The organism is Methylobacillus pratensis (genome assembly GCF_054072455.1).
On record NZ_JBSUSR010000003.1, the window covers coordinates 85032 to 109943 of the forward strand.

A 24912-nucleotide genomic window follows, 5' to 3' on the forward strand; every position below is an offset into this window, starting at 1 on the left:
GATTACAACTTTGGCTTGCGCGTGCCGAACCAGAGCCCGGCGACGAATACCGGCAGCAATGCCAGCCACCAATACCAGTATTCCTGCACCGACTTGATGGCGACCTCGAAGGCGCGCTGCGGCGGTGCGGGCTTGGCAGCCTCGGGTTCCGGTTCGGGCTGCGTAACAGGTTTGGCTTGCGGCTGTTGCGCCGGTGCGGCTTCTTCCGGCGCAGGTGCGGCCTCCTCTGCCTCGATGGCAGTCTGCTCCGCAATCGCGGCACTGGCCTCCGGATAGCCGGGTGTTGCGTCGCCGCGCGCCTTGGCCAGGGTTTGCTGCAAGGCGGCGGCAGTGTCGCCGTCCAGATACTGGCCCAGCCATTGCCACATCGGGTGGTTGGGCGAGGTATGCCCGCTGCCTGGGAGTCCGTTCTTGTTGACTAGCCTTGCCAGATCGCCACCTAGTTGGCGCAGTGTCTGGTCATCCGCATGCCAGAAGCCTTTTTCCGCCGCCACCATCATGATGGCGAGCATGTGCGCCTTGACCTGCGCGTTGTGCTTCTGTTCGAGGAAAGGCTTGAGCCCGAGCTGCAGGCTGTCGTCCATGTAGACCTTCTTCACCTCGTCCCAGGCCCAGTCCTTGATGATGTCGGGGCGCGTGACCTGCCAGCCCCAGAGGTTTTCCATGAACTCCTGCCCCATGGTGCGCGCGCCTGCATAGCCGTGCTGCATCAGCGGGCGTATCCAGGCCGGGTTGAGGTAGCGCCCGCGCAACTCCATCAATAGCGCGGTTTCCAGCGGGTCGTCGCTGAGGTTGTCCGGGTCGGTATGGTTGAGGATGCGCGCGGTGGGGCGCTTGCCGGTCACGGTTTCGGTTGCGAGCGACAGGCCGCCTAGGTAGTCGAAGGCGTCGTTGTTGTCCATCAGGCCGTAGAGGTTGGAGGCGCGGCCGTGATAGGTGTTGGCGATGCTGGTGAGCGCGGTCTTGAATATATCCTGCGCGGGCTGGCCCTGGGCATCCAGCCCGTAGGCATGACCCATGCGCGTGAGATAGGCCTGGCCGAGCTCGCTGCGGTCCTTCCAGGTGCCCGAGCGTTCGGTAAGGCGGTTGACGCCGGTGCCGTAAGCGCCCGGTGCGTCGCCGAAAATGCGCCAGGCGGCCTCGCGTCCAGCCTGCGGCAATGCCATGCCCTGTTGTTGATGCGCCTGAGTGCGGCGTATCCACTGCAGGGCGACGCCGTTGCCCGAAAGCGACTCGTCGCCTTCCGCGATGCCAGCGCCCAATGGCGACAAGGCTTCTTCCAGCGCAGGCTGCAGGGCAGGATATTGCGCCCGGATGGCCTTGGCAGAAGCGGCGAGCGCGAGGCGGCCGCCGGTATCTATCCATTGCATGAGGTTGGGGTAGAGATCGCGGAACAAGCCGGAGGTGGTGACGATCACGTCATGACGCGCAATCCCCGGCTTAAGCTGCATGCGCTGCACGATGCCGCGCGCGTTCCATTCCGGTTCTATGCCCATCAGACTGAGGATGAAGCTCACCATTACGCCCTCATCACGCACGGCGTCCGATGCCCAGAGGATCACGCCTTCGCTGTCCTGCACGCTGTCGCGCTCACGCACCTTGGCGGCCATGCTGGCGCCGATCTGGAAGCCAAGGCGGGTCGGCAGCACGTCGCCGTCCAATGCATGGAAGTTGCGTCCCGTCGGCAGGGCGTCGGGCGAACGCAAGGGGTCGTTGCCCTTGCCGGGCGGCACGAAGCCGCCTTCGAGCGCATGCAGCAGGCTCTGCATTTCCAGGCGCGGCGAGGCCGCCAGCTTGTCGCGGGTTTCCGCGCTGACGCCTTGTTCGTGGCCACGCGCCATGGAATCCAGCATCAATGCCAGCGATTCCTCGGACCAATCCTTGCCGAAGATATGCAGGCCATGCGGCATGAATTTCTCCTGCAGCTTGGTCAAGTAGTGGCCGATTTCGTGCGCGAGCAGGTCGTCGTCGGTCTGCTCGTAGCCGATGCCGCGCACTTCCAGCACGTCGGCCATGCTGGCTTCCAGCTCGGCGCGCAGTTGCAGCGCTTCCACCAGGCGGCGCATTTCGCGCGCGGCTTCCACCTTCATGGTTTCGGAGCTGGAGGATTCGTAGCTTTCCACCACCTGGCGCAGCTCCAGCAGGCGGTCGTAGAGCGGCGTCGAGGTCAGCGGCGGCGTGAGGTGGTCCACCATCACGGCCAGGCCGCGGCGCTTGGATTGCGTGCCTTCGCCAACGCCATCGACGATGTAAGGATAGATGCCGGGCAGGTCGCCCGCGATCAACCGTGAGTAATCACTCGCTGCCAGCCCGACCGCCTTGCCGGGGAGGAATTCATAGGTGGAGTGGCGGCCGATGTGCACCAGTGCATCCGCCTTGAACACGCTGCGCAGCCAGTGGTAATAGCCCAGGTATTGATGCGGCGGCGGAATGGTGGTGTTGGCGTGCAGCAGTTCCTCGTCCACTTCCCAGCCGCGCGGCGGCTGCGGGCCGATGAAGATGTTGCCGAACTGTACGCCGGGAACCAGGATCTGGCGGTCATGCACCATGACCTTGCCCGGCGCGGGCCCCCAGCCGCGCATGCCCTCGATGCCCAAACCTGCAAGCCGGGTTTTCTGCAAGGCCAGCGCGTTGCAGTCGGTGTGCTTTTCCAAGCATTGCAAATAGCCATGATTGAGCGTCTCAAGCTGCTTGAGCGCATTGTCGCGCTGCGGATGGTCCGCGCCTTCAAGCAAATGGCGCAGCTCGTGCATGGCCTTGTCGAGGCGGTTGCGCGCGATGTCGATCTCCCCGGCGCGTTGCGCCGCCACCAGGTCGGCATGCAGCTTGCCGAGCGGGCCTTCCACCATCTCTCCGCGCACTTGCGCAGGCAGGGTACCGAACCAGTTGAGGTAGGCGGCAGTGTCGAGCTTGTTGACGTGGCGGCTCATCTCGGCCAATGCGGCCTGGTCTTCCGGCAGGTTGACGCCGCGCTCCTGCATCAGGTCGAGCAGCGCTTCCGGCGACGCGGGCAATTCGCCGGTGTCGTAGCCCGCACGCTTCAATGCATGCAGCATCTCGAACAATGAGGCGGGCACGTCGAGGTTGTCCGCGCCGATGTTCTGGCGGCCAGGCGGATGGTTGTAGTAGATCAGAGCGACCTTCTTCCCGGCGTTCGGCTTGTTGCGCAACTGCTGCCAATTGATGCTGCGCCTGACCAGCGACTGCACCTCGGCAGGCAGGATCTGCGGCAGCTTCAGCTCGACGCCGGTGAGTTTGTCTATGGCGGCAGGCCCGGCCGCAGCCACGACCAACGGCTGCGAGCTGCCCTGGATTTCCGGCATGGCGACGCGGTATTGCACCGAATTGATCGGCAGGCCGTCTTCCGAAAGCTGCCAGGCATTGGCGCCGCGGTCAGTCAGGCGGATGGCCTTGTATACCGGCACATCGAGCTGGCCCAGCAACTCGGTCACAGCCTCGCGACCCTCGGCGGCGCCGACGACAAAGTCCTGCAATACCACCAGCCCGCTGGGTGCGGCGGGCGCAAGCAGGGTTTTCAAGTTAGCGATGGCGTCGCGCGAGGCCTCGCCCCAGCGCGCCATGATGGCGATACAGGGCTGGCCCTGCTTCTCGCTCGCGGCGCAGATGGCATCCACGGGTTGCGGGTCGCTGGTGCTAAGGTCCAGCACCGCAAGCACAGGCTGATTGTTGTCTATTCTGGGTCGGCTGACTTCCTGACCGCCCTGGCGCAATCGCACCAGCGGTTCAGGCTGTATTGCAGGCAAGCTGGCGGAAGGATGCAGCAGATAGCGCATGAAAGCGCTGAGATTGCCGTTGCCGCCCGACTGCCAGAGGTCGTGCAGGCCCAGCCATTGCCGCGCGGCAGCGTGTTGTTGCGCAAGGTTAGCGACTTTTTCAGAAAGATTGTTCTGCGTCAGCGTCAGGCTCTTGGCATGGGAAAAACTGCTGACGGCTTCCCCTTGCCAGCGGCTTTGCAGCGAGAGTGCGCTTTCGCCGTTGAAGGCGATGAAGTTGCGCGGCTTTTTCGTGCCAAGCTGCTGCATCTGGCTTTGCAGTTGCTGCGATGCCTCGCCGTAGACTGCCACGGCGAATACCGCATCGGCATCGCGCAGCCAGCGCTGCAGGGTCTTGCTGTCCGCCGCGAGCACCTGGGATTGCGTGCGTAGGATGATGCGGTCCTGTTTGCCGGATGGCTGCAGGGCTTGCTTTGCCGCCTCGGCCGCGGCAGGCGCAGTGCGGTCCGACACCACGCCGAACAACGTGGCGGCCTGGACAGGTGCCTGGCTGGTGACGAGAACAATCCCGAGCAGGGCTGGAAAGAAATGCTTCATGAGGCAAATAACCGGGCAACTGCCGCAGGGTTGGATGGGAAATAGAAATGCAGGTAGCTCGCCGTGAGGCTGCCGTGGCGATAGATAACCTCGCCCGGCTTGCCGCGCTGGGTGATTGCCTGTGCGTAGGGCGTCAACGCCGTCTCAAGGCGGGAGTAATGGAAGGTATGCGCATGCAGCCTGCCTTCCGGCAACTCGGCGAATTGCACGCCTAGCCCCTGGAACCGCGGCTGCATGCTGCAAGCGCCGGGCAGCAATCCAAAACCGGGCTGCTGGTTGATGCTGTCCGTCACCACCATCATGCCGCCGCATTCCGCCAGTATCGGCAGCGCTTGCCGCCAAGCCTGCTGCAAGGCCGGGCGCATGGCTTGGTTGCTGCTTAGCTTTGCAAGATGCAGCTCGGGATAGCCGCCCGGCAGCCAGATCGCGTCAATTCCTGTAGGCAACGCCTCGTCATGCAGCGGCGAGAAGAAGACGGTTTCCGCGCCCAGCGCATGCAGGCAATCGAGATTGGCGGGATAGATGAAGCAAAAGGCCTCGTCGCGCGCGATGGCGATGGTCTTGCCTGCGAGCAATCGTTGCACATCGTTTACAGGGGATGGAGGCGAGAAAACGGTTTCAGGCGGCAAGGGCAACGCGCCTGATTCCGTCAGCAACGTCGCAGCCTGCGCGATGCGCTGCTCCAGACCGTCGATTTCATCGGCGCGGAACAGGCCCAGGTGCCGTTCCGGCAGCGCAAGCGCTTCCTGTTTCTGCAACGCGCCCAGCCAGGGAATATCCGTCGGCAGGCTGTCGCGCAGCAAGACGCCATGCCCGGCGCTGCCGGTGCGGTTGGCGATCACGCCTGCGGGGATCAGTTCAGGCCGGTGGGCAAACAGCCCGGCAGCCAATGCGCCGAAAGTCTGCGCCATGCCGCTAGCGTCGATAGTGAGCGCAAGGGGGAGCTGGAACCGTGCCGCGATGTCGGCGCTGCTCGGGCTGCCGTCATACAGGCCCATCACGCCCTCCACGAGGATGACGTCGGAGTCCTGCGCGGCCTGATATAGCCGGGCGGCAATGTCGTCCGCGCCGCACATGGCAAGGTCGAGGTTGTAAACCGGCCTGCCTGCCGCGGCTTGCAGGATCATCGGGTCGAGAAAATCAGGCCCGCACTTAAAGGCTTGTACTGTCAGGCCTTGGTTGCGCCAGGCACGTGTCAATGCGGCAGATACCAAGGTCTTGCCCTGGTTGGAGGCTGGCGCGGACAGCAGCAATGCCGGGCAACTGGCTGCCACGAGCTTACCACTCCACCCCTGGCATCGCCTGCACGCCGTTCTTGAAGGCATGCTTGACCATGGTCATGTCGGTGACGGTGTCGGCTTGTTCGACCAGTTCGGGCTGGGCGGCACGGCCGGTGACGACCACATGCTGCATGGCGGGACGGGCGGCGATATCTGCCAGTACTTGCTGCAGGTCGAGGTAATGGTATTTAAGGACGATGTTGAGCTCGTCGAGGATGACCACGCCCACGCTTTCATCCCTGAGCGCGGCTTGCGCGGCCTGCCAGCCTTGTTGGGCGGCGGCGACGTCGCGCTCGCGGTTCTGGGTTTCCCAGGTGAAGCCTTCGCCCATCACATGCCAGGCGACATTGGGCTGGTTGCGGAAGAAGGCTTCCTCGCCGGTGTCGGAACGGCCCTTGACGAACTGCACTACCACGGCCTTCAGGCCATGGCCGAGCGCGCGGGCGAGCAGGCCGAAGGCGGCGGTGGATTTGCCCTTGCCGTTGCCGGTATTGACCAGGAACAGGCCGCGCTCGATACGCGCGGCCTCTATCTTGGCGTCGATGACGGTTTTCTTGCGCGCCATTCTTTCGGAATGGCGCTGGTTGAGGTCTGGTTTTTCCTGGTCGGTCATGCGGTACGTTTGTGATCAGCGTAGAGCGCCTTCACCACGATGTGGATGATGGCGGCAGTCGCCACGTAAAACGCCAACGTGCCCAGTGAGGATGGGTAATACTTGGCGATACGCGGCAGGAATTCGGCCAGGGTCGGCTCGGCATAGCGGCCGGAGAAGAAATAGAAGCCACCGCTGGAGAACAAATGGCAGACGAAGCTGCTGGCGACCACGGTAGCGGCGAGCGTGGCCAGGCTCTTGAAGGCGAACTGGTAGTGCTTGGCGAACCAGCGGCCGCCGAGCCAGAGCGTGCCGTAGGCCGGCAACAGGAAGCCGTAGGCCGGCGAGGTGCAGAAGTTGTCCACGCCGCCCCAGGTCACGGCGGCGAAATCCAGGCCCGCAGCCAAGACAAGTAGCGCAGGAAACACCCAGACTGGACGCAGGTAGACGCCTGCCAGGAAGAACACCACCCAGGATGCGCTGGGCAGGTGGTTGATCGCGGCGAAGTGGTGGCCGCGTGTGAGGACGAGCAGTGCGGCCAGCAGCAGGCCGATCATGATTTGGTGGTTCTTGTTGAGTGTCAGCATGGTTGTCTTCCTTGGGCTGGGGTCAATTGGTCAAATAACGCTGAATTTTAACCGAAATGCCGGAGCCCACGCAGTTTGTTGCGGTTTCGCATCGCAATTACAGTGCCGGCGCATAGCGCACGGACACGAACAAATTGGTGCCGAAGGTGCCGTAGTCCTTGGCTAGTTCGTATTTGCGGTCGAACAGGTTGTTGACTCTGGCGTTCAGCGACCAGTCATCATTGATTTGATAGTTTGTATAAAGGTTGACCAAGGTGTAGCCGGAGAGCCTGACGGTGTTGGCGGTATCGTTATAGCGATGGGAGCTACTTCGGATCTCGCTGCCGATTTCCCAGCCATGGATACGCTTGCTGATTGCAAATACACCATGTTCCTTTGCCCGCCTTGGCAGCAGGTTACCTGTTTCCTCGTCTTCCGGGCGCTGGAAATCGCTGCTGGCGCGTATGTTGAACCCTGCCAGTACGCCCTGGTAACTCAAGGTCAGGCCGGAAAGCCTGGCCTGATTGATATTCTGCGCGACATTCGTGAAGTTGTTGCCGGTTCTCGGATTGATGATCAGGTTGTCCACTTCGTTGAGGTAATAAGTGGCTGCCACATGATGGTTGCCATGATCGTATTTCAGGCCGATTTCCTTATTGCGCGACTCTTCGGGCTTGAGGTCTGGATTGCCGAAATTCGGATAGTAAAGCTGATTAAAGGTCGGGGCGGCAAAGGCCGTGCCGTAGGCGGCATTCGCTTTCCAGTGTGGCGTGATTTCATAGGCGTAGGCCACGCTGCCGGTGGTTTTGTTGCCGAATTGCGAATTGTCGTCGTTGCGCAGGTTGAGCTGCACATTATGCTTATCAAAGCGTTTTTGCCAGCCAGCCAGGTAGGACTGGATATCGCGCCTGTCTTCAGGCAGGGCGGTGGGCAAGGTTTCGGCTTTTTGTTCCCTGCGCTCTATGCCGATATTGAACGTTCCCCAGGCGGTATTCAAGGTGTTCTGCCAGAGATACTGGTCCTGCGTGGTTTTGATGCTGTTGCTGGTGGTTTGTGTCGGTTGCTTGGAGTATGACGTGAGGTCGTCGATTCCGCGTGAGAATGTCACCAGGCTTGTCCAGTAATCAGTAAAGCGGTTTTTGCTATGTATGGTATAGGTGGACAAGGTCTGGTCAATATATTGATCGTACCGGGATGAGGCTGCGGTAGTACCGTCATTGAAGTTGCGGGCATCGCTGACTAGAATATTGAAACCAATTTCGTGGTTTTCTCCGAAGTGCTGTGTCAGCTTGGCGGCAATGTTCTGGTTGCGGTAGCCGTCGGCATCGCTGTTGTAACCTCTGGCATTCTTGTTGCGCAAGGAGCTGATGCCATGCACATGGGTCATGCCGCCTTGAAGGCTATAGCTGGTGTTGCCGATGCGGCCGCTTACCCCTGCTTCGCCGATGGCCGTACCGTAAGTGCCGAGTCCGGCCGAGGCATTGAACGTAGGCGTGCCTTGGCCTTTCTTGGTGAATATCTGGATGACGCCGCCAATGGCATCAGCGCCATACATACCACTGGCAGGCCCGCGCAGGATTTCCACCCGATCAATCTGGCTCAGCGGAATATGCTGTATTGCCGTCACGCCAGTGGTGGCGGAACTGATGCGTACGCCATCGACCAAGATCAGGGTATGGGTGCTATTGGCGCCGCGCATGAAAATATCCGTGGATTTGCCAACACCTCCGTTGCTGGTTATTTCAATCCCAGGTTGCGTTGCAAGCAGTTCTGCCAATGTAGTTTGGCCGGCCTTCTCGATTTGATCAGAGGTAATGACGGATACATCGCCGATCACTTCGCTGATTTTCTGTTCGGTACGCGAAGCCGTGACAATCGTGTCTTCTAGCCGGATGTCGGCAGCATTGGCTGCCAAGGGTAGGGAATAAATCGAGGCAAGGGCGACGGTACCCAGGGAAAATCGGAACATCAACTGCAAACTCCATAAGACTCCCGCGGCCCCGCGAGAGCTGGTAACGAGTGAGAGTGTGCAGGGAGCATGATCCGTCGCCGGATGGTCATCGGTCAGCCGCATCCCCGCAGCACTTCCTAGTCGTCTTCAGGCCGGTCTCCGGGCTTGCAAGATCAGTGATACGCCGCCTTCCCATGAAAACATCTCACAGTGGCATGTGGCTTATCGGCTTGCTTACCGTTGCGGGGGCAGCACAGGCATTGTGGATCGCGACGTCGGGATGCCACGCACCTGTTTCCCAGTTTCACCCTTGCGCCATGAACAGGCCAAGGACACCTCAAAACTTGTTGGCGATTATAAATGATTCGCACTTTATACGGTGAAATAAGTTTTTAATATAAGGTGTTGTAAACATGCCATAAATTCTTGGGTGCAGTTGACCATGTGCTGATTTTGCAATTATAGTGGCGCCATGAATGCTGATTTGATCACGTTGGAAGAAAAGCTCACGCGGCTGATATCCCTATGCCAATTGTTGCGTGCTGAAAATCTTGAGCTCCGTCAGGAGCTTGTGCGCTCCCAGGATGACAACAAGCAGATGAAGGAAAACATGGAGCTTGCCAGCCAGAAGCTGCAGGCCCTGATCGAGCGTCTTCCGGAGGGAACCGTATGAGCAGCGTGCGTGGCGTCGATGTCAGCATCATGGGGCGCGAGCTGACGATCGCGTGTACTGACGATGAGCGCGAGGCCTTGTTGCGCTCGGTCGATTATCTCGACAAGAAAATGCGCGAAATCCGCGATACCGGCAAGGTGGTCGGTGCCGAGAAGATTGCCATCATGGCGGCGCTCAATATCGCGCATGAGCTATTGACGACGGATGCCGGCGGTTTTGACATTGGCGATTTCAAGCGTAGAATTGCTTCCATGCAGGAGCAGATTGATACTGCCGTCGGCGACGATCAAAACCAGCTGTTTTAAAGCGGTTTTTTAATCCAAGACAGTTCAACTGCCACAAGTTTTCAGAGGCCGGATGATCCTGGCTTCTTCCCTTTGTTCCCTGCGGTGCTGTTCGGGCCATAGATTCCTTGAACCATAAATTTGGCTTTGGTTTCGGTCTGTTAAGTAACAGTGTGCGCGCTCCGATGCGGGTGTACCTAACGTAGCTTTAGGTCGTTACCACTTGAACCGTACAGGTTCAGGATGCCGGTCCGGATGGCATTTGCGGGGAACTCCCATTTCAGCCCTTTATCTCAAGGCGTGGTATTCCAGGTCGGCAAGGCTGACAATCTCCAATGCGCGCTCGTGGGACGCTTCCAGCACCACTGGCGGGGCATAGCCTGCCTCGGCAGCTTCGTGCCAGCGCGATGCGCACAGGCACCAGCGCTCGCCCGGCGCCAGCCCGGGGAAGCCGTATTCCGGCCGCGGCGTGCTGAGGTCGTTGCCCCTGGAGAGAGAGAATGCGAGGAATTCCTCGGTCATCATGGCGCACACGGTATGGCTGCCGATGTCTTCGGGCCCGGTTTCGCAGCTGCCGCTGCGGGTGAACCCGGTGATCGGGTCCATGCTGCAAGGTTGTAATGTAGTGCCAAGGACGTTGCGGGCCATGCTGGAGATTCTGAAATTGAATGCGACTCGGGTTATGATACGGAATCTGTGTTGATTTGAGAATTTCATGCGTTACTGGTTGATGAAATCCGAGCCATCCGACGTGTCGATCGATGACCTGGCTTCCTTCCCCGATCAGACGGTAGATTGGTACGGGGTGCGCAATTACCAGGCGCGCAACTTCATGCGAGACCAGATGAAGGTCGGCGATGGCGTATTGTTCTATCATTCCAATTGTGCGGAACCTGGCATCGTGGGCATTGCCGAAGTCAGCAAGCTGGCTTATCCCGACCGCCTGCAGTTTATAGAGGGCCATAAGTACTATGACCCCAAGGCGACGCCGGAGAGTCCGCGCTGGTTCAATGTGGATGTAAGGCTGGTGCGCAAGACGCGCTTGTTGAGCTTGAAAGAATTGCGTGAAACGCCGGAGCTGCAGAACTTGCGCATCCTGCAACGCGGCAACCGGCTCTCGATTACGCCAGTGGACCCCAGGGACTGGGAGTTCATCATGAAACTACTTTCCTGATGCTTGGCATCATCCCAATGCGTGATATGCTATTGCGGCGTCAGGATTCAATTGATTAAGGAGATGATAGTGGGAACGAAAAAAGAAGACGGAGTAGTGGATCCGCATCAGGATTTGAGAAACAGTGGCCTGAAAATCACGTTGCCACGTCTCAAGGTGCTGGATATCTTCCGTAACAGCGAGCAGCGCCACCTGGCGGCTGAAGACGTGTACCGGATCCTGATTACCGAGCATTCCGAGTTCGGCTTGGCCACGGTGTACCGCGTACTGGCGCAATTCGAACAGACAGGGCTCTTGAAGAAAAGCCAGTTGGGCAACAACAAGGCCGTGTATGAGTTGAACGACGGCGAAGAGCACCATGGCCACCTGGTCAGCACCAGCACCGGTGAGGTTCGCGAATTCTACGATCTCGGTATCGAGGAGCGTCTCAAGGTGATCGTGCGCGAGCTGGGCTACGAGCTCACCGATTACGATATCACCGCCTACGGCACCCCCTTGGCTGCCAAAGCCTGATACAGGGTCAAGGTATGCAAAAAGCCCGCCAGTTGGCGGGCTTTTTATTTGGGCTCTCAGCTTATCCGAGGAACAGCTTGTAAGCCGGGTTGTTGCTTTCCTCCCAGTACGGGTAGCCCAGGTTCTGCAGGAAATCGGTGAATGCCTGTTCCTCTCCCGGCGGCACCTGCATGCCGACCAGCACCCTGCCGAAATCCGCGCCATGGTTACGGTAATGGAACAGGCTGATATTCCAGTCATGACGCATGCTGTCGAGGAAATTCATCAGCGCCCCAGGTTTTTCCGGGAACTCGAAGCGGTAGACCTGCTCGTGCTCGGCCTGCGGCGCATGGCCTCCTACCAGGTGGCGCAGGTGCAGTTTTGCCACTTCATTCTCGCTCAGGTCCAATGCCGGCAAGCCGTGTTCCTGCAATTGCCTGACCAGCATGCCGGATTCGCTGGGGTCCTGGATGGCGACGCCGACATAGATATGCGCGGCCGTGGCGTCGGCGTAGCGGTAGTTGAACTCGGTGATATTGCGGTTGCCGATCAGCCGGCAGAACTTCTTGAATGAGCCCGGAGTTTCGGGAATGGTCACGGCCAGCACCGCTTCGCGCTTCTCGCCGATTTCCGCGCGTTCGGCGACGAAGCGCAGGCGGTCGAAGCTCATGTTGGCGCCCGAGGCGACCGCCACCAATGTCTTGCCTTGCAGGTTGTGCTGCTGGGCGTAGGCCTTGAGGCCGGCGAGCGCCAGGGCGCCCGTCGGCTCGAGGATGGCGCGCGTATCCTCGAATACGTCCTTGATGGCCGCGCAGATGGCGTCGTTGTCGACCAGGATCATCTCGTCGACATATTGCTGGCACAGACGGAAAGTCTCTTCTCCGACCAGCTTGACCGCCTTGCCGTCCGCAAACAGGCCGACCTGGTCCAATGTGACGCGCTCGCCTTGCTGCAGCGAAACCGTCATCGCATTGGCGTCGTTGACCTCGACGCCGATGATCTTGATCTCGGGGCGTACCGCCTTGATATAGGCGGCCACGCCCGCAATCAGGCCGCCGCCGCCGACCGGGCAGAAAATCGCCTCGATAGGGCCGGGGTTGTCCTGCAATATCTCCACCGCCACGGTGCCTTGTCCCGCGATCACGTCGGGATCGTCGAAAGGGTGGACGAAGGTGAGCTGATGCTCATCCATGAGCTTCAGCGCGTGGTTGTACGAATCCGTATAGGATTCGCCAGCCAGCACCACTTCGGCGCCGCGGTTGCGCACGGCATCGACCTTGATGCCGGGCGTGGTGACCGGCATGACGATGACGGCGCGGCAGCCCGCATTCTTGGCGGCCAGGGCCACGCCCTGCGCATGGTTGCCTGCCGAAGCGGTGATTACGCCGCGCGACAATGCCTCGGTGGAAAGCTGCGCCATCTTGTTGTAGGCGCCGCGCAGCTTGAATGAAAATACGGGCTGCATGTCCTCGCGTTTGAGCAGTACCTGGTTGTGGATGCGTCGGGAAATGTTGGGAAGCAGGTCCAACGGGGTCTTGCTCGCGACGTCGTAAACGCGGGCGGATTTGATTTTATGCAGGTAATCGATTTTCATGAGGGACGCTGTCCAGGGCTGCACTGTATAGTGCGGCAGTGTATGATTGAGGGGTTTGGTTCACAAAGAACCTGAATTATAAAGAAAACACGGGGCCTGCAAAATGTTGCGCTGGCTCATACAGCGTTTGCAAGCCCCGATTTGGTCACAAATAAGCAAAAGGTTTAAATAAATGGCTACACAAGACGAATTGAAGCAACAGGTTGCCAAGGCGGCCGTCGAGTATGTGAAGAGCGGCATCATCGGCGTGGGCACGGGTTCCACGGCCAATTTCTTTATCGATGAACTGGCCAAGGTCAAGGACCGCATCGACGGCGCCGTCGCCAGCTCCGAAGCGACTGCCCAGCGCCTGCGCGGCCATGGTATCGAAGTGTTCGACCTCAATGACGTGGACGGCATGGAAATCTACGTCGACGGCGCGGACGAGATCACCGAGCAAATGCACATGCTCAAGGGCGGCGGCGGCGCGCTGACACGCGAGAAGATCGTGGCGGCCTGTGCCAAGGATTTCATCTGTATCTGCGACCAGAGCAAGCTGGTGTCCGTGCTGGGCAAGTTCCCGTTGCCTGTCGAGGTGATCCCGATGGCGCGCGAGCATGTGGCGCGCGAGCTGGTGAAGCTGGGCGGCCAGCCCAAGCTGCGCGACTTCACCACTGACAACGGCAACGTGATCCTGGACGTGCATGGCCTGACCATCGCCGACCCGGTAGAGCTGGAAACCAAGATCAACGCCATCGTCGGCGTCGTGACCAACGGCCTGTTCGCTTCCCGTCCAGCCAATGTACTGCTGCTGGCGACAGCGGACGGCGTCAAGACATTGACCGCCAAGTAATCGATGCGCACCAGTTCAACATGAAATTGTCATAATCGGCAATTACACTACAACGTTGACTCAAAACACTGGCCGGAACTAGCGCAGTCCGGCCAGTTTCAATCACGGAAGGGATCGCGTTATGCAATTTGAACATACATACAAGCAATACGATGCCGAGCTGGAATCAGTCCGTGCAAAAGTGCTCGAAATGGGCGGTTTGGTCGAGCAGCAAATCGTCAATGCGCTGGAAGCCCTGGTAACTGTCAACCTTACGTTGGCAGACAAGGTGATTGCGAATGACCACAAGGTGAATGCGCTTGAAGTGCAAGTGGATGAGGACTGCAGCCACATTATCGCGCGCCGCCAGCCAGCCGCAGGCGATCTGCGCATGATCATGATGGTGGTCAAGACCATTACCGACCTGGAGCGGATCGGCGACGAGGCGACCAAGATTGCCCGCGTGGCTCAGAAAGTGTCCGAATCCGGCCGTCTCTATACGCCGCGTTTCAACGAGATCAAGACCATGGTCGGCCATGTGCGCGAAATGCTGCGCACCGCGCTGGACGCCTTTGCGCGCCTGGATGTGACCAAGACCGTGGACGTGGCGCGCCAGGACGAGCAGGTGGACGAACAGTTCCGTGCCGCGATGCGCCAGCTGATCACCTTCATGCTGGAAGACCCGCGTACCATTTCCATGTCGCTTGAAGTCCTGTTCGTCGCCAAGGCCATCGAGCGCATCGGCGACCATGCCAAGAATATTGCCGAATACGTGATCTACATGGTAAAAGGTAAGGACGTACGCCATACCACGGTGCAGGAGATGGAGCGCGAAGCTCAGGAACCCTGATGTCAGCCGCCGCGATGGCGGCAACGGTTTAGCGTTTTACAAGAAGGTCGAACTTGCCTACCAAAAAATCGGATTTTCCTGAGATCGCGGCAGTCGATCTGGGTTCCAACAGTTTCCGTCTGCAGCTCGCACGGGTTGCAGACGGCCACCTCATTTTCCATGACTCCTTGCGTGAAGCCGTTCGCCTAGGCGCGGGGCTGGATGCGAAGAACAACCTGAGCGCCGATGCGCAGCAACGGGCGATTGACTGTCTCAAGCGTTTTGGTGAGCGCCTGCGTGGATTGCCTGTGCAGGCGGTGCGTGCGGTTGCCACCAATACTTTCCGCGTCGCGCGCAATGCGCCCAACCTGATGCAGGAAGCGCAGGCTGCGCTCGGGTTCCCCATCGAAATCATCGCAGGCCGTGAAGAAGCGCGCATGATTTTCGTTGGCGTTAGCCACAGCCTGCCTCCCGCCACGCACAAACGCTTGGTGATCGACATCGGTGGCGGCTCTACTGAGTTCATCATCGGGCAGGGTATCGAACCCATCGAAATGGAAAGCCTGTACATGGGCTGCGTCAGCTACAGCTTGCGCTATTTCCCCGACGGCAAGCTCACGGAAAGCGCATTCGAGGGTGCGCGGATTGCCGCTGCCGCGGAAATCCAGAGCATACGCAAGCATTTCATTGCGGAAGGCTGGGACGAAGCGGTCGGCTCATCCGGGACGGCCAAGGCCTTGGGCGAGATCATCCGCCTGAGCGGCTTGAGCGAAGGCGAAATCACCAGGGAGGGCCTGGAGTTCCTGCGCGAGCAATTGCTCAAGGTCAAGGACATCAAGAAGATCGACTTGCCTGGGTTGAGTGCCGACCGTGCGGCGGTGCTGCCAGGAGGACTGGCCATTATGACGGCGGCATTCGATGCCCTCAAGATCGAGCGCATGACGACGGCGAACAGCGCCCTGCGCGAAGGCGTGCTCTATGAACTGCTCGGCCGCTTGCATGACCAGGATGTCCGCGAGATCACGGTTTCAAGCTTCATGCGCCGCTACCATATAGAGCCCGACCAGGCCGAGCGCGTGCGCGAGATGGCATTGCGCTTGCTGGCGCAATGCGCAGGCCAATTGCAGCAATGGGATGAGGAAACCGCGGCACAATACCTGACCTGGGCCGCATATCTGCACGAGATCGGGGTCTCCATCGCCCATGCGGGTTATCACAAGCATTCCGCCTATATTGTCGAGAACGCCGACATGCCTGGCTTCTCCAACATGGAGCAGGAGACGCTGGGCCTGCTGGTCAAGGCGCACCGGCGCTCCCTTGCCAAGCTCGAGGCCGACCTGATCGGGCACCACGACCGCTTGCTGTTGATCCTGATTTTGCGGCTGGCCGTGCTGTTCCACCGCAATCGCCAGCCCGATCATTACCCGGAGCCAGCATTGTCGATCCTGAAGTCCGGCTATCAGCTCAATATCGCTTCTGCATGGCTCAAGGAAAACCCGCTGACGGAAGCGGAGCTATTCAATGAAGTGGCCTACTGGAAGGAGATCGGCCTGAGCCTAGAGCTGGTTTCCTGAGACAGCATCTTGCTGCACATGCGTAATAACAAGAAAAAGGCCGGATGTTCCGGCCTTTTCTGTTACTGGAGTGCGTACTCGCTTAGGCGTCAGGCAATATTTCCTGGCCATACTCCGCCATGAGGAACTGCTGTGCTGAGAAGCTGGCGCGGCGGCCCGGCTTGAGCTCGTAATTGCCGTCGGGCTGCATTTCCCAGGCGTTGGAATTATCCTTGAGGTAGGGTTCCAGGCCTTCCTTGAAAACGCGCTTCTTCACCTTGGCATCCAGCAATGGGAAGCATACTTCGATGCGGCGGAAGAAGTTGCGGTACATCCAGTCCGCGCTCGACAGGTAGATGTGCTCGGCGCCGTTGTCGTAAAAGTAGAAGATGCGGGTGTGCTCGAGGAAGCGGCCGACGATGGAGCGCACCTTGATGTTTTCCGATACGCCGGGAATGCCGGGACGCAAGGCGCAAACGCCTCGCACGATGAGCTCGATCTGCACGCCGGCGCTGGAGGCATCGTACAGGGCGCGGATCACGTCGGGATCGAGCAAGGCGTTCATCTTGGCAATGATGCGCGCTTTCTTGCCGGACTTGGCAATCTCGGCTTCATTCTGGATCGCCTTGATCGTGCGCTGATGCAGGGTGAACGGCGACTGCCAGAGATGGCGTAGCTTGCTGGCCCGTCCCAAGCCAGTCAACTGGGCGAATACGTCGTTCACGTCCTCGCTGATTTCTTCCTGGCAGGTGAGCAGGCCGAAGTCGGTATATAGACGCGCGGTGCGCTGGTGGTAATTGCCGGTGGCAATATGCACATAGCGCCGCAGCTTGTCTTCGTCACGCCGCACGACCATGGCCATCTTGGCGTGGGTCTTGTGCCCGACCACGCCATAGACGACGTGGGCGCCGGCATTTTCCAGCTTGGCCGCCCAGTTGATGTTGGCTTCTTCATCAAAGCGCGCCAGCAGCTCCACGACCACGGTGACTTCCTTGCCGCGCTGCGCCGCGTCGATCAGTGACTGCATCAGCGTCGAGTCGGCGCTAGTGCGGTAGAACGTCTGCTTGATCGCCAGTACTTGCGGGTCCTCGGCGGCCTGCGTGATGAACTCCACGACCGGGTTGAACGACTGGAACGGGTGGTGCAGCAAGATATCCTGCTTGCGGATGGCCTTGAAGATGTCCGGGTCCTTGGCCATTTCCTTGGGCAGGCTGGGCGTATAGAGCGGGTATTTCAGGTCCGGGCGGTCCACGCTGTCCGGGATCTGCATCAGGCGGACGAGGTTGACGAGGCCGTTGACCTGGTAAAGGTCATCCTGGCTCAGGCCGAATTGCCCCAGCAGGAAGGCGGACATTTCAGTCGGGCAGCTGTCGGCCACTTCCAGCCGTACCGCATCGCCATATTGCCGGTGGGTCAATTCGCCCTGCAGCGCAAGGCGCAAGTCCTTGGTTTCATCATCGTCCAGGATCAGGTCGCTGTCGCGCGTGACGCGGAACTGGTAGCAGCCTTTCACAATCATGCCCGAGAACAGTTCGTTGACGTGGGCATGCAGGATGGAGGACAGGAACACGAAGCCGTGGTCGCAACCCGCGATGTCGCGCGGCAGGCGAATGACGCGCGGCAGCGCGCGAGGCGCCTGCACGATGGCGACGCCGGAATTGCGGCCGAACGCGTCCTTGCCTTCCAGTTCCACGGCAAAGTTCAGGCTCTTGTTGAGTACGCGAGGAAACGGGTGCGCCGGATCCAGCCCGATAGGCGTGAGGATGGGCATCAGCTCACGGAAGAAGTAAGCGGCGATCCACTCGCGCTGCACATCGCTCCAGTCGCCGCGACGGATAAAGCGGATTTCCTGGGCGGCAAGCTGCGGCAGCACCACCTCGTTGAGAATCTTGTATTGGTGGTCCACCATTTCGTGGGCCAAGTTGCTGACCTTGGCGAGCGCCTGCTTGGGCAGCATGCCGTCGGCGCCTACGTGCGGGGAATTGTACTTGATCTGGTTCTTGAGGCCCGCGACGCGCACCTCGAAGAACTCGTCCATATTGCTGCTGAAAATGCAGAGGAATTTAAGGCGCTCAAGCAGGGGAACGTTTTCGTCTTCAGCCTGGGCCAGTACGCGACGGTTGAAGGCCAGGATGCCTAGTTCGCGATTGATAAAATATTCGGGACTCAATTTGACGGGCAACATGATGAAAACCTCACTGTATGCCCGAAATATGACACTTTAATGAAAAATGGTTCAACTGTTGGGCGGGACGTAGCCTGAAGCAGTGTCCGCGCCATCGCCGAAGAAATAGGCCTCAGTCTGTTGGGCGAGATATTTGCGCGCTTGCGGGTCGGCCAGGCTCAGGCGGTTTTCGTTGACCAGCATGGTTTGCTGCTTGAGCCAGCCGGCCCAGGCTTCCTTGGAGACATGCTCGAAAATACGCTTGCCGAGCTCGCCGGGATAAGGGGGGAAATCCAGGCCGTCAGCATTGCGGCCCAGCTTAACGCAGAAAACGGTACGTGCCATGATGTCGATCTTTGTTGAAGTGAATCAAGACCGACATCATAGCGCAAGCTGCCCGCGGCGGCGATACCGCGGCCGCGGGCAGCGCTGTGGCTAGAACTCCCCGCGCAGGCCGACCAGCAGCGAGCGGCCGCCCATGGGCGCGATGTCCTTGAGGATGGAGGTATGGTCGCGTATGGTCTGGTCCAGCAGGTTGTACGCCTTGGCGAAAGCCTCCAGCTGGAAATACTGCGAAGTGGGCAGCTTGTAGGTCAGGGTGGCGTTGACCAAGGTGTAACCGTCCGTGGCGAGTTCGTTCGCATCGGTGCGGTCCTGCTTGAAGGCGCGCAATACATCCAAGCGTGAGCCGAAACGGTTGAAACGGTAATCCAGCCCGAAGCCCAGCCTCAACGGCGAGATGCGCGGCAGCGAATCGCCGGTGTCGCGGTTGGTGGCGCGCACGTAGTCGCCGCGCAGGTTCAGGTCCAGCGAGCCGACCTGCTCATAGACGCGGAACTTGCCTTCGGCTTCCAGGCCCTTGAATGTCGCTTTGGCGCCCGTGAACCTGGCTTCGGTTATTTCGGAATCGGCCTGTCCCGGGATGCCGTCCTCGTTCACCAGCTCTCCAGTGTTGAACAGCCCGATGAAATTGCTAAACCGGGTGTAATAGGCGCCAATGTGGAAGGAGTCGTGGTTCTGCTTCCAGCGCAACTGGGCGTCTATGCCGTTCGAGCGCTCTTTCTTGAGGTCGCTGGAGCCGACTTCATACTGGTCGGTCGCCACATGCTCGCCGTCGGCATACAGTTCGAAGTAACTGGGCGCACGTTCGTTGTGCGACAGGTTGGCGGTGACGGACCATTGCTCGTCCAGCTTGAACAGCGCGCCGGCGGCAAAGCTGTATGGCGTGAACGAGCGGGACTGACCTGGACCGAAGTCCTCGTTGTCGCTGGATTCGATCTTGGCGTGCTCGACACGTCCGCCGAAAGTCAGCTTGAGCGCGTCCAGCGGAAGCTCTTCATATAGATAGACCGCGCGCGTATTGGTGCGGGTGGACGGCACGAAGGCCTCCTCGCCCAGCGCCTGGAACTTGGAGTTGTGGAACTGCATGCCGATCACGCCGTTGAGCGGGCCGATATTGCCGTGGGTGGCTTCGATCGAGCCTTCCACGCCGCGGTTCTTGAAGGTGGTACCCACTTCGCCGTCCTCCAGCTCCTGGTGCTCGTAGTCGGTATAGGCCATGCGTACCTTGACCTTGCTGATGATGCTGCCCAGGTCGCGCAGTTCGGAGGCAAAGTCCCAGCGGTCGCTCTTCATGTCGATGAGGACATCCGGTTCCGCCACCGTGCCGTATTTGCTGTTGAAGGTGGAGTAGGACATGCCGACATAGCCGTTTTCCAGCGCTATCGAAGCGCCGATCGCGCCGCCGTCGGCATCCGAGCCGCTGTTCACCAGGCGGCCCTTGTGCTCCCGCGCCTCTCCGGACTGCTCGCTCTTGCGGCGCGACATGGCGTAGCCTGGAATATCGAGATCGTCGGTCTTGCGCTTGTAGGCGTCCGCGTGCACGGTGAGCACGCCATTGCCGGCATCGACGACGACCGCGCCATTTTTCTGGTTTTCCGCGCCGCCGAACCGCACCTCGCTGCGTCCGGTGACGCCGTCGATGGCCTCCTTTGGAATGCGGTGGTCAATCGCGTTCACCACGCCGCCTACTGCGCTGCCGCCGTAAAGTAGGGCCGCAGGGCCGCGCACCACGTCGATCTGCTCGATTACCAGCGGGTCCAGCGCCACGGCGTGGTCAAAGCTCAGGCTGGAAGCGTCAAGAATGCCGACGCCGTTCTGCATCATGCGCACGCGCTCCCCGTCCAGGCCGCGGATGATGGGGCGCGAGGCGTTGGGGCCGAAATAGGTGGAAGAAACGCCGGGAATGGATTTCAGAGTTTCGCCCAATGTGCTTTCGCGCTGCAGCGAGAGCTCGCGGCCGCTCAGGGTGGAGACCGGGACGACCATGTCGTCGGAGGCGACGCCCAGCGGGTTCGCGGTGACGGCGACGGTGGGCAGCTCGATTTCCCCTGCCGCGTGTGCAGGCATGGAAATCAGGGTGCTGCTGAATGCCATGGTGATGGCGGTTAGGATTTTCTTTGGCGCAATTGGTGCGGGCGCAACTGTTGTATTGATGGCTTTTGTCTCAGGGTTCTGCATCTCGAATCTCGCATTCAATCTATTCAACAGGCCGTGCACAAGCACGACCGCGGCTTCCCCAAGCCGGGGAAACGCAATGGCAGGCATATCCTTTGACTCAGGCGAGGATATGCCGGGTCTGGCTAGATGGAGATTGCTGGCGGTGCGCGCGAGATATAGGCAACAGTGCGTTCGGTGCGCGGTTCAATGCTGACGGGCGCAACAAAGCCGGTGTGGCCGGCGCTGAAATGGAGCGCTGGCTGTGTTGCGGGAATAAAGCTTTCCAGGCTGCCCAGCCCCAGGCATTGTTCGCAGGCATTGTGCTGCGGCGCCTGGTCCTTGGCATGGGTAAGCTGGTCGTGGATGTGCCAGATTTCGTGCGCGGCAATGCTTTGCTGGCCGAATAGCAGCAATAGCGAAAGTACATAACCGAGCAGGATTTTGCGCAACATGGTTGCGATTCTAGCAGGCTATCGTGAAAAAAAGAAACGGCTAGGACCAAGAATGGCCTAGCCGTTTTTTGCCTTGGGACCGTTAACAAACTCCTTCAGGCGTTATTGCCTTGCCGTACCACCTCTGCTGCCTAGGGTAGGGCGCCTAGCCAGAATTGCTGCACTGAATTTAGCGGCTCTGGGCGGTTGACTGCGAGCCTTTATGCCTTGAAGTTGGCGGTCACAAAGTCCCAATTCACGATGTTCCAGAACTCTTCCGCATATTTCGGGCGCGCGTTGCGGTAATCGACGTAATAGGCATGCTCCCAGACGTCGATGGTCAGCAACGGGGTCTGGCCCTTGGTCAAGGGAGTCTCGGCGTTGCTGGTGCTTTCCAGGCTCAGGCTGCCGTCCGCGTTCTTGACCAGCCATGCCCAGCCGGCGCCGAATGTGGTGATGGCTTTTTGCGTGAATTGTTTCTTGAATTCCTCGAAAGAGCCGAACGCCTTGTCGATTGCCGCTGCCAGCTCGCCGGTGGGCTCGCCGCCGCCGTTAGGCTTGAAGCAATTCCAGTAGAAGGTGTGGTTCCACACCTGGGCTGCATTATTGAAGATGCCGCCGGAGGATTTCTTCACGATCTCTTCCAGGCTGGCGTTCTCGAACTCGGTTCCCTGAACCAGGTTGTTGAGGTTGGTCACATAGGCCTGGTGGTGCTTGCCATAGTGGAAGTCGATGGTCTCGGCCGAAATGACGGGTTCCAAGGCATCTTTGGCGTACGGTAGCGGAGGGAGTTGATGTGCCATGCTTATTCCTTTTTTTATTGGGTTGATAGGATTTGGCCGGCATTTTGCCATAAGAAGAAAATGGCTGAGGTAGCGCGAATCATTCTTGAAATCGATCAAGTGGAGGCTAGTCGGTACCTGATCGAGATCTGTGCTGTGGGTTATTGGGGCAGGGAGAAGGGAGCCGGGTCGGTCCAGGCCGTTTCGCCGCAGATCAATGCTGCTACCAGGCTGGCGCTTGCCGGGCCCATGGTCAGCCCGTAGCGGAAATGCCCGGTATTGAGGTAGAGGTTTTCCACGTCTGGGTGCGGGCCGATCACGGGCAGGTTCTCGGGCGTGCCGGGGCGCAGGCCGCTCCAGTGCTTGATGATGGGGAGCGCCCCAAGTTCCGGCATCAGGGCTTCGGCCTTGGCGCGGATTTCGTCACGGACGGCATCCGTCACGGATGGATCGAACCCGACGTCTTCCAGGGTGCTGCCGGCCAGCAGGTAGCCATCGCGGCGCGGCACCAGGTAGAAATCCTCGCGGAAAACCACGGCGCCGGGGTTGCGTTCCGGTTTGTAGAGCAGGATCTGCCCGCGCATGGGCTTAATCTGCAGCTTGCTGGCGACTTCCTTGAGGAGGTCGAAGCTCCACGCTCCTGAAGTGACGACGAAGCGGTCTGCCTCCAGCAATTCACCCGCCGTGGTACGCCACGCGGCGAGCTTGGTCACATCGGAGGAAAGCGGCATGAGCTCGGTATGCTCCAGCAGTCGCACGTCGTTGTTCTCCAGCCATGTGCGCAGGGCATGCATGAGGCAAGGGGGGCGGACCTGGTTGACCTCGGGCAGCCATAGCGCATCTTGCCCGCTGGGAGATTGCACGCCAAAGTCTTCAACCCTGGCCGCTTCTGCCTTGAGTTGGTAACGGTTACACCAGGCCAGGCCCGCCTCGCGGTCGAATGGCGGCAGCAGCAGGAAGCCGGAATTGAGCATTTGCGGGTCTATGCCGGTCTCGCTGAACAGCCGCGCGCAGATCTCCTTATACCGCGATGCGCCATAGTGGGTAAGGGTGTTGACGTGGTCCGAATACATCCATGGCAACAGCGGGAACATGATGCCCGTGCCTGCCCAGGAAGACTCTCCAGATGTCTGGCTTGCGATCTTGTTGCGCTCGACGATGGTGACCTTGCAGCCGCGGGAAACCAGCTCCATGGCCGTGAGGCAGCCGACGATGCCGCCGCCGGCGATCAGTACGTGCTGGCTCATGATGTGTGTTTCCGGGAGATGGGGGTATGGGGGCGGCTAGGCTGGAATAAATTAATCACGCAAAAATTATGCCGACTTTGCCGGCATATCCTTTATTCAGGGAACATTCCCTTTTATACTTGGCACATATGGGAATTTCCAAGTTAAAGACGAGCAATAGCGCAACCGCACCACTGCAACTTGCGCGCGAGGTCTTGTCCATCGAGGCGCGGGAAGTGCAGGCATTGGCCGAGCGCCTGGATGAGAATTTCGTCAACGCAGTCGAGCTTATTTTACAATGCCGGGGCCGAGTTGTCGTGACCGGCATCGGCAAGTCCGGGCATATCGGCAACAAGATCGCCGCCACGCTGGCCAGTACCGGTACGCCGGCTTTTTTCATGCATCCCGCCGAGGCGAGCCATGGCGACCTGGGCATGATCACCCGGGATGACGTGGTGATCGCCCTGTCGAATTCCGGAGAGGCGGATGAGCTGCTGGCGCTGTTGCCGCCATTGAAGCGCATCGGCGCCCCTATCATCAGTATTTCGGGCAACCGTCACTCGACCTTGTCCAAGGCGGCGGCGATTTTCCTCGACGCCCACGTATCGCAGGAGGCCTGTCCGCTGGGGCTCGCCCCCACGGCGAGCACGACGGCAGCGCTGGCGCTGGGCGATGCGCTCGCCGTGACCTTGCTGGACCAGCGCGGGTTCTCGCGCGAGGATTTCGCATTGGCCCATCCTGGCGGCTCGATCGGGCGGCGCCTGCTGCTGCATGTGCAGGACATCATGCGCAGCGGGAACGACATCCCCGGCATACCAAGCAGCAGCAGCCTCAAGGACGGCCTGCTGGAAATGTCGCGCAAGGGGCTGGGCATGACGGCGGTGCTGGATGCGGCAGGCAAGCCGGTCGGCATATTCACGGACGGCGACTTGCGCCGGGCTTTCGAGGCCGGGATCGACATCCACGGCACCAGCATGGGCGACGTCATGCATGAAGATCCGCAGGTCATTGCCCCGGAGCAGCTGGCGGTCGATGCCGTGGCCTTGATGGAGCAATATTCAATAAGCAGCCTGCTGGTCGTCGACCGGCAGGGTAACCTGGTCGGCGCACTCAATATGCACGACTTACTCATGGCAAAGGTGGTTTAGAAGTTGATTTCCTTAGAAGAACGCGCAAAGCGCATCAAGATTGCAGTGTTTGACGTTGACGGTGTCCTCACCAATGGCGGCTTGATGCTGGGGGATGACGGGCTGGAATACAAGGTGTTCCATTCCCAGGACGGCCTGGGAATGAAGATGCTCAAGCATACCGGCGTCCGTATGGCCTATATCACGGGCCGCAAGTCCAATGTGGTGGTGAAGCGTGCCGAGAATACCGGCGTGCAGATCATCTACCAGGGCATAGACGACAAGCTCGAGGCTTTCAACGACTTGCTCGAGAAGCAAGGAGTGTCTGCCGAGGAATGCCTGTTCATGGGGGACGACGTGATCGACATTCCGCCCATGCGCCGTGCCGGGCTGGCGATCACCGTGCCGCACGCGATGCCGCTGGTCAAGGAGTATGCCCATTACACCACAGAGCGCCAGGCCGGGTTCGGCGCCGTGCGCGAAGTCTGCGAACTGCTCATGAAGGCGCAAGGCACCTTCGATGCGCAAATGGCCCCTTATTTGAAGTAAGCGA

22 protein-coding genes, 1 other RNA gene and 1 riboswitch are annotated in these 24912 nt (G+C 59.9%); of the genes, 10 read left to right on the forward strand and 13 right to left on the reverse strand.

Annotation, left to right across the window (positions count from 1 at the left end; genetic code table 11):
* Positions 1–2 precede the first annotated feature (2 nt).
* The 5 genes from ACW4YW_RS07790 to ACW4YW_RS07810 form a co-directional block, all read right to left on the reverse strand.
* Entirely contained in the window at positions 3–4331 is a 4329-nt protein-coding gene (locus ACW4YW_RS07790) for a cobaltochelatase subunit CobN (protein ID WP_457137063.1), read from the reverse strand.
* Positions 4328–5656, reverse strand: a complete 1329-nt coding sequence (locus ACW4YW_RS07795) for a cobyrinate a,c-diamide synthase (protein ID WP_457137064.1) — start codon at positions 5654–5656, stop codon at positions 4328–4330. Before ACW4YW_RS07795 ends, ACW4YW_RS07790 begins: the two co-directional genes overlap by 4 nt.
* The gene (gene cobO / locus ACW4YW_RS07800; protein ID WP_457137065.1) at positions 5610–6224 is read right to left on the reverse strand and encodes a cob(I)yrinic acid a,c-diamide adenosyltransferase; all 615 of its coding nucleotides are present in this window, start codon (positions 6222–6224) and stop codon (positions 5610–5612) included. The genes ACW4YW_RS07795 and cobO overlap by 47 nt, the downstream gene beginning before the upstream one ends.
* On the reverse strand, positions 6221–6790 hold the full coding sequence (locus ACW4YW_RS07805; protein WP_457137066.1) for a hypothetical protein: 570 nt from the start codon (positions 6788–6790) through the stop codon (positions 6221–6223). Before ACW4YW_RS07805 ends, cobO begins: the two co-directional genes overlap by 4 nt.
* 97 nt (positions 6791–6887) lie before the next feature.
* Positions 6888–8738, reverse strand: a complete 1851-nt coding sequence (locus ACW4YW_RS07810; protein ID WP_457137067.1) for a TonB-dependent receptor domain-containing protein — start codon at positions 8736–8738, stop codon at positions 6888–6890.
* 115 nt (positions 8739–8853) lie between these two features.
* Positions 8854–9075: riboswitch (cobalamin riboswitch) on the reverse strand.
* Between the two features lie 117 nt (positions 9076–9192).
* On the opposite strand from ACW4YW_RS07810, the gene ACW4YW_RS07815 reads away from it, so the two are divergent.
* From ACW4YW_RS07815 to ssrS, 3 genes are all read left to right on the forward strand, one after another.
* Positions 9193–9393 carry a hypothetical protein gene (locus ACW4YW_RS07815; protein ID WP_457137068.1) on the forward strand — a complete coding sequence of 67 codons (201 nt, stop codon included), beginning with the start codon at positions 9193–9195 and terminating at the stop codon, positions 9391–9393.
* Positions 9390–9698 carry a cell division protein ZapA gene (locus tag ACW4YW_RS07820; protein WP_457137069.1) on the forward strand — a complete coding sequence of 103 codons (309 nt, stop codon included), beginning with the start codon at positions 9390–9392 and terminating at the stop codon, positions 9696–9698. Before ACW4YW_RS07815 ends, ACW4YW_RS07820 begins: the two co-directional genes overlap by 4 nt.
* A gap of 73 nt (positions 9699–9771) precedes the next feature.
* Positions 9772–9952: non-coding RNA, 6S RNA (gene ssrS / locus ACW4YW_RS07825), on the forward strand.
* Positions 9953–9965: 13 nt separating this feature from the next.
* On the opposite strand, the gene ACW4YW_RS07830 is transcribed toward ssrS, so the two are convergent.
* A complete protein-coding gene (locus ACW4YW_RS07830) occupies positions 9966–10325 on the reverse strand; it encodes a DUF2237 family protein (protein WP_457137070.1) in 360 nt (119 codons plus the stop codon).
* A 67-nt stretch (positions 10326–10392) separates the two neighbouring features.
* Here ACW4YW_RS07830 and ACW4YW_RS07835 point away from each other — a divergent pair, with 67 nt between their 5' ends.
* Both ACW4YW_RS07835 and ACW4YW_RS07840 read left to right on the forward strand, forming a co-directional pair.
* Positions 10393–10851 carry an EVE domain-containing protein gene (locus ACW4YW_RS07835; RefSeq protein ID WP_457137071.1) on the forward strand — a complete coding sequence of 153 codons (459 nt, stop codon included), beginning with the start codon at positions 10393–10395 and terminating at the stop codon, positions 10849–10851.
* A 63-nt stretch (positions 10852–10914) separates the two neighbouring features.
* Positions 10915–11364, forward strand: coding sequence for a transcriptional repressor (locus tag ACW4YW_RS07840; protein ID WP_457137072.1), 450 nt, complete (start codon positions 10915–10917; stop codon positions 11362–11364).
* A gap of 61 nt (positions 11365–11425) precedes the next feature.
* On the opposite strand, the gene ilvA is transcribed toward ACW4YW_RS07840, so the two are convergent.
* Positions 11426–12937 (reverse strand): threonine ammonia-lyase, biosynthetic, encoded by a 1512-nt coding sequence (gene ilvA / locus ACW4YW_RS07845; protein ID WP_457137073.1) that lies wholly within the window; start codon positions 12935–12937, stop codon positions 11426–11428.
* Between the two features lie 172 nt (positions 12938–13109).
* Here ilvA and rpiA point away from each other — a divergent pair, with 172 nt between their 5' ends.
* The 3 genes from rpiA to ppx all read left to right on the forward strand — a co-directional run bounded on the left by rpiA (position 13110) and on the right by ppx (position 16151).
* Positions 13110–13769, forward strand: coding sequence for a ribose-5-phosphate isomerase RpiA (gene rpiA, locus ACW4YW_RS07850; protein ID WP_457137074.1), 660 nt, complete (start codon positions 13110–13112; stop codon positions 13767–13769).
* A gap of 121 nt (positions 13770–13890) precedes the next feature.
* The gene (phoU, locus tag ACW4YW_RS07855) at positions 13891–14598 is read left to right on the forward strand and encodes a phosphate signaling complex protein PhoU (RefSeq protein ID WP_226757426.1); all 708 of its coding nucleotides are present in this window, start codon (positions 13891–13893) and stop codon (positions 14596–14598) included.
* Between the two features lie 53 nt (positions 14599–14651).
* Positions 14652–16151 (forward strand): exopolyphosphatase, encoded by a 1500-nt coding sequence (gene ppx, locus ACW4YW_RS07860; RefSeq protein ID WP_457137075.1) that lies wholly within the window; start codon positions 14652–14654, stop codon positions 16149–16151.
* Positions 16152–16233: 82 nt separating this feature from the next.
* On the opposite strand, the gene ppk1 is transcribed toward ppx, so the two are convergent.
* The 6 genes from ppk1 to ACW4YW_RS07890 all read right to left on the reverse strand — a co-directional run bounded on the left by ppk1 (position 16234) and on the right by ACW4YW_RS07890 (position 23253).
* A complete protein-coding gene (gene ppk1 / locus ACW4YW_RS07865) occupies positions 16234–18315 on the reverse strand; it encodes a polyphosphate kinase 1 (RefSeq protein ID WP_457137076.1) in 2082 nt (693 codons plus the stop codon).
* A gap of 51 nt (positions 18316–18366) precedes the next feature.
* Complete coding sequence (locus tag ACW4YW_RS07870) at positions 18367–18639, reverse strand: oxidative damage protection protein (protein WP_309566872.1); 273 nt, start codon at positions 18637–18639, stop codon at positions 18367–18369.
* A 90-nt stretch (positions 18640–18729) separates the two neighbouring features.
* The gene (locus tag ACW4YW_RS07875) at positions 18730–20814 is read right to left on the reverse strand and encodes a TonB-dependent receptor (protein WP_457137302.1); all 2085 of its coding nucleotides are present in this window, start codon (positions 20812–20814) and stop codon (positions 18730–18732) included.
* Positions 20815–20936: 122 nt separating this feature from the next.
* Positions 20937–21245, reverse strand: a complete 309-nt coding sequence (locus ACW4YW_RS07880; RefSeq protein WP_457137077.1) for a hypothetical protein — start codon at positions 21243–21245, stop codon at positions 20937–20939.
* A gap of 200 nt (positions 21246–21445) precedes the next feature.
* Positions 21446–22027, reverse strand: coding sequence for a superoxide dismutase (locus tag ACW4YW_RS07885; protein WP_457137078.1), 582 nt, complete (start codon positions 22025–22027; stop codon positions 21446–21448).
* Positions 22028–22167: 140 nt separating this feature from the next.
* A complete protein-coding gene (locus ACW4YW_RS07890) occupies positions 22168–23253 on the reverse strand; it encodes an NAD(P)/FAD-dependent oxidoreductase (protein ID WP_457137079.1) in 1086 nt (361 codons plus the stop codon).
* A gap of 128 nt (positions 23254–23381) precedes the next feature.
* On the opposite strand from ACW4YW_RS07890, the gene ACW4YW_RS07895 reads away from it, so the two are divergent.
* Together ACW4YW_RS07895 and ACW4YW_RS07900 are read left to right on the forward strand one after the other, a co-directional pair.
* Positions 23382–24380 (forward strand): KpsF/GutQ family sugar-phosphate isomerase, encoded by a 999-nt coding sequence (locus ACW4YW_RS07895; protein WP_457137080.1) that lies wholly within the window; start codon positions 23382–23384, stop codon positions 24378–24380.
* A gap of 3 nt (positions 24381–24383) precedes the next feature.
* Entirely contained in the window at positions 24384–24908 is a 525-nt protein-coding gene (locus ACW4YW_RS07900; RefSeq protein WP_309566885.1) for a KdsC family phosphatase, read from the forward strand.
* The last annotated feature ends 4 nt before the right edge of the window (positions 24909–24912 follow it).

Excerpts from the sequence above, each read along its gene's own strand:
- phoU (WP_226757426.1), top strand. The coding sequence starts at position 13,891 with ATGCAATTTGAACATACATACAAGCAATACGATGCCGAGCTGGAATCA.
- ilvA (WP_457137073.1), bottom strand. The coding sequence starts at position 12,937 with ATGAAAATCGATTACCTGCATAAAATCAAATCCGCCCGCGTTTACGAC.
- ACW4YW_RS07795 (WP_457137064.1), bottom strand. The coding sequence starts at position 5,656 with ATGCCTTCAAGAACGGCGTGCAGGCGATGCCAGGGGTGGAGTGGTAAG.
- cobO (WP_457137065.1), bottom strand. The coding sequence starts at position 6,224 with ATGACCGACCAGGAAAAACCAGACCTCAACCAGCGCCATTCCGAAAGA.
- ACW4YW_RS07790 (WP_457137063.1), bottom strand. The coding sequence starts at position 4,331 with ATGAAGCATTTCTTTCCAGCCCTGCTCGGGATTGTTCTCGTCACCAGC.
- rpiA (WP_457137074.1), top strand. The coding sequence starts at position 13,110 with ATGGCTACACAAGACGAATTGAAGCAACAGGTTGCCAAGGCGGCCGTC.
- ACW4YW_RS07820 (WP_457137069.1), top strand. The coding sequence starts at position 9,390 with ATGAGCAGCGTGCGTGGCGTCGATGTCAGCATCATGGGGCGCGAGCTG.
- ACW4YW_RS07890 (WP_457137079.1), bottom strand. The coding sequence starts at position 23,253 with ATGAGCCAGCACGTACTGATCGCCGGCGGCGGCATCGTCGGCTGCCTC.
- ACW4YW_RS07885 (WP_457137078.1), bottom strand. The coding sequence starts at position 22,027 with ATGGCACATCAACTCCCTCCGCTACCGTACGCCAAAGATGCCTTGGAA.
- ACW4YW_RS07810 (WP_457137067.1), bottom strand. The coding sequence starts at position 8,738 with ATGTTCCGATTTTCCCTGGGTACCGTCGCCCTTGCCTCGATTTATTCC.
- ACW4YW_RS07880 (WP_457137077.1), bottom strand. The coding sequence starts at position 21,245 with ATGTTGCGCAAAATCCTGCTCGGTTATGTACTTTCGCTATTGCTGCTA.
- ACW4YW_RS07815 (WP_457137068.1), top strand. The coding sequence starts at position 9,193 with ATGAATGCTGATTTGATCACGTTGGAAGAAAAGCTCACGCGGCTGATA.
- ACW4YW_RS07895 (WP_457137080.1), top strand. The coding sequence starts at position 23,382 with ATGGGAATTTCCAAGTTAAAGACGAGCAATAGCGCAACCGCACCACTG.
- ACW4YW_RS07875 (WP_457137302.1), bottom strand. The coding sequence starts at position 20,814 with ATGCAGAACCCTGAGACAAAAGCCATCAATACAACAGTTGCGCCCGCA.
- ppk1 (WP_457137076.1), bottom strand. The coding sequence starts at position 18,315 with ATGTTGCCCGTCAAATTGAGTCCCGAATATTTTATCAATCGCGAACTA.
- ACW4YW_RS07840 (WP_457137072.1), top strand. The coding sequence starts at position 10,915 with ATGATAGTGGGAACGAAAAAAGAAGACGGAGTAGTGGATCCGCATCAG.
- ACW4YW_RS07830 (WP_457137070.1), bottom strand. The coding sequence starts at position 10,325 with ATGGCCCGCAACGTCCTTGGCACTACATTACAACCTTGCAGCATGGAC.
- ACW4YW_RS07805 (WP_457137066.1), bottom strand. The coding sequence starts at position 6,790 with ATGCTGACACTCAACAAGAACCACCAAATCATGATCGGCCTGCTGCTG.
- ACW4YW_RS07835 (WP_457137071.1), top strand. The coding sequence starts at position 10,393 with ATGCGTTACTGGTTGATGAAATCCGAGCCATCCGACGTGTCGATCGAT.
- ACW4YW_RS07870 (WP_309566872.1), bottom strand. The coding sequence starts at position 18,639 with ATGGCACGTACCGTTTTCTGCGTTAAGCTGGGCCGCAATGCTGACGGC.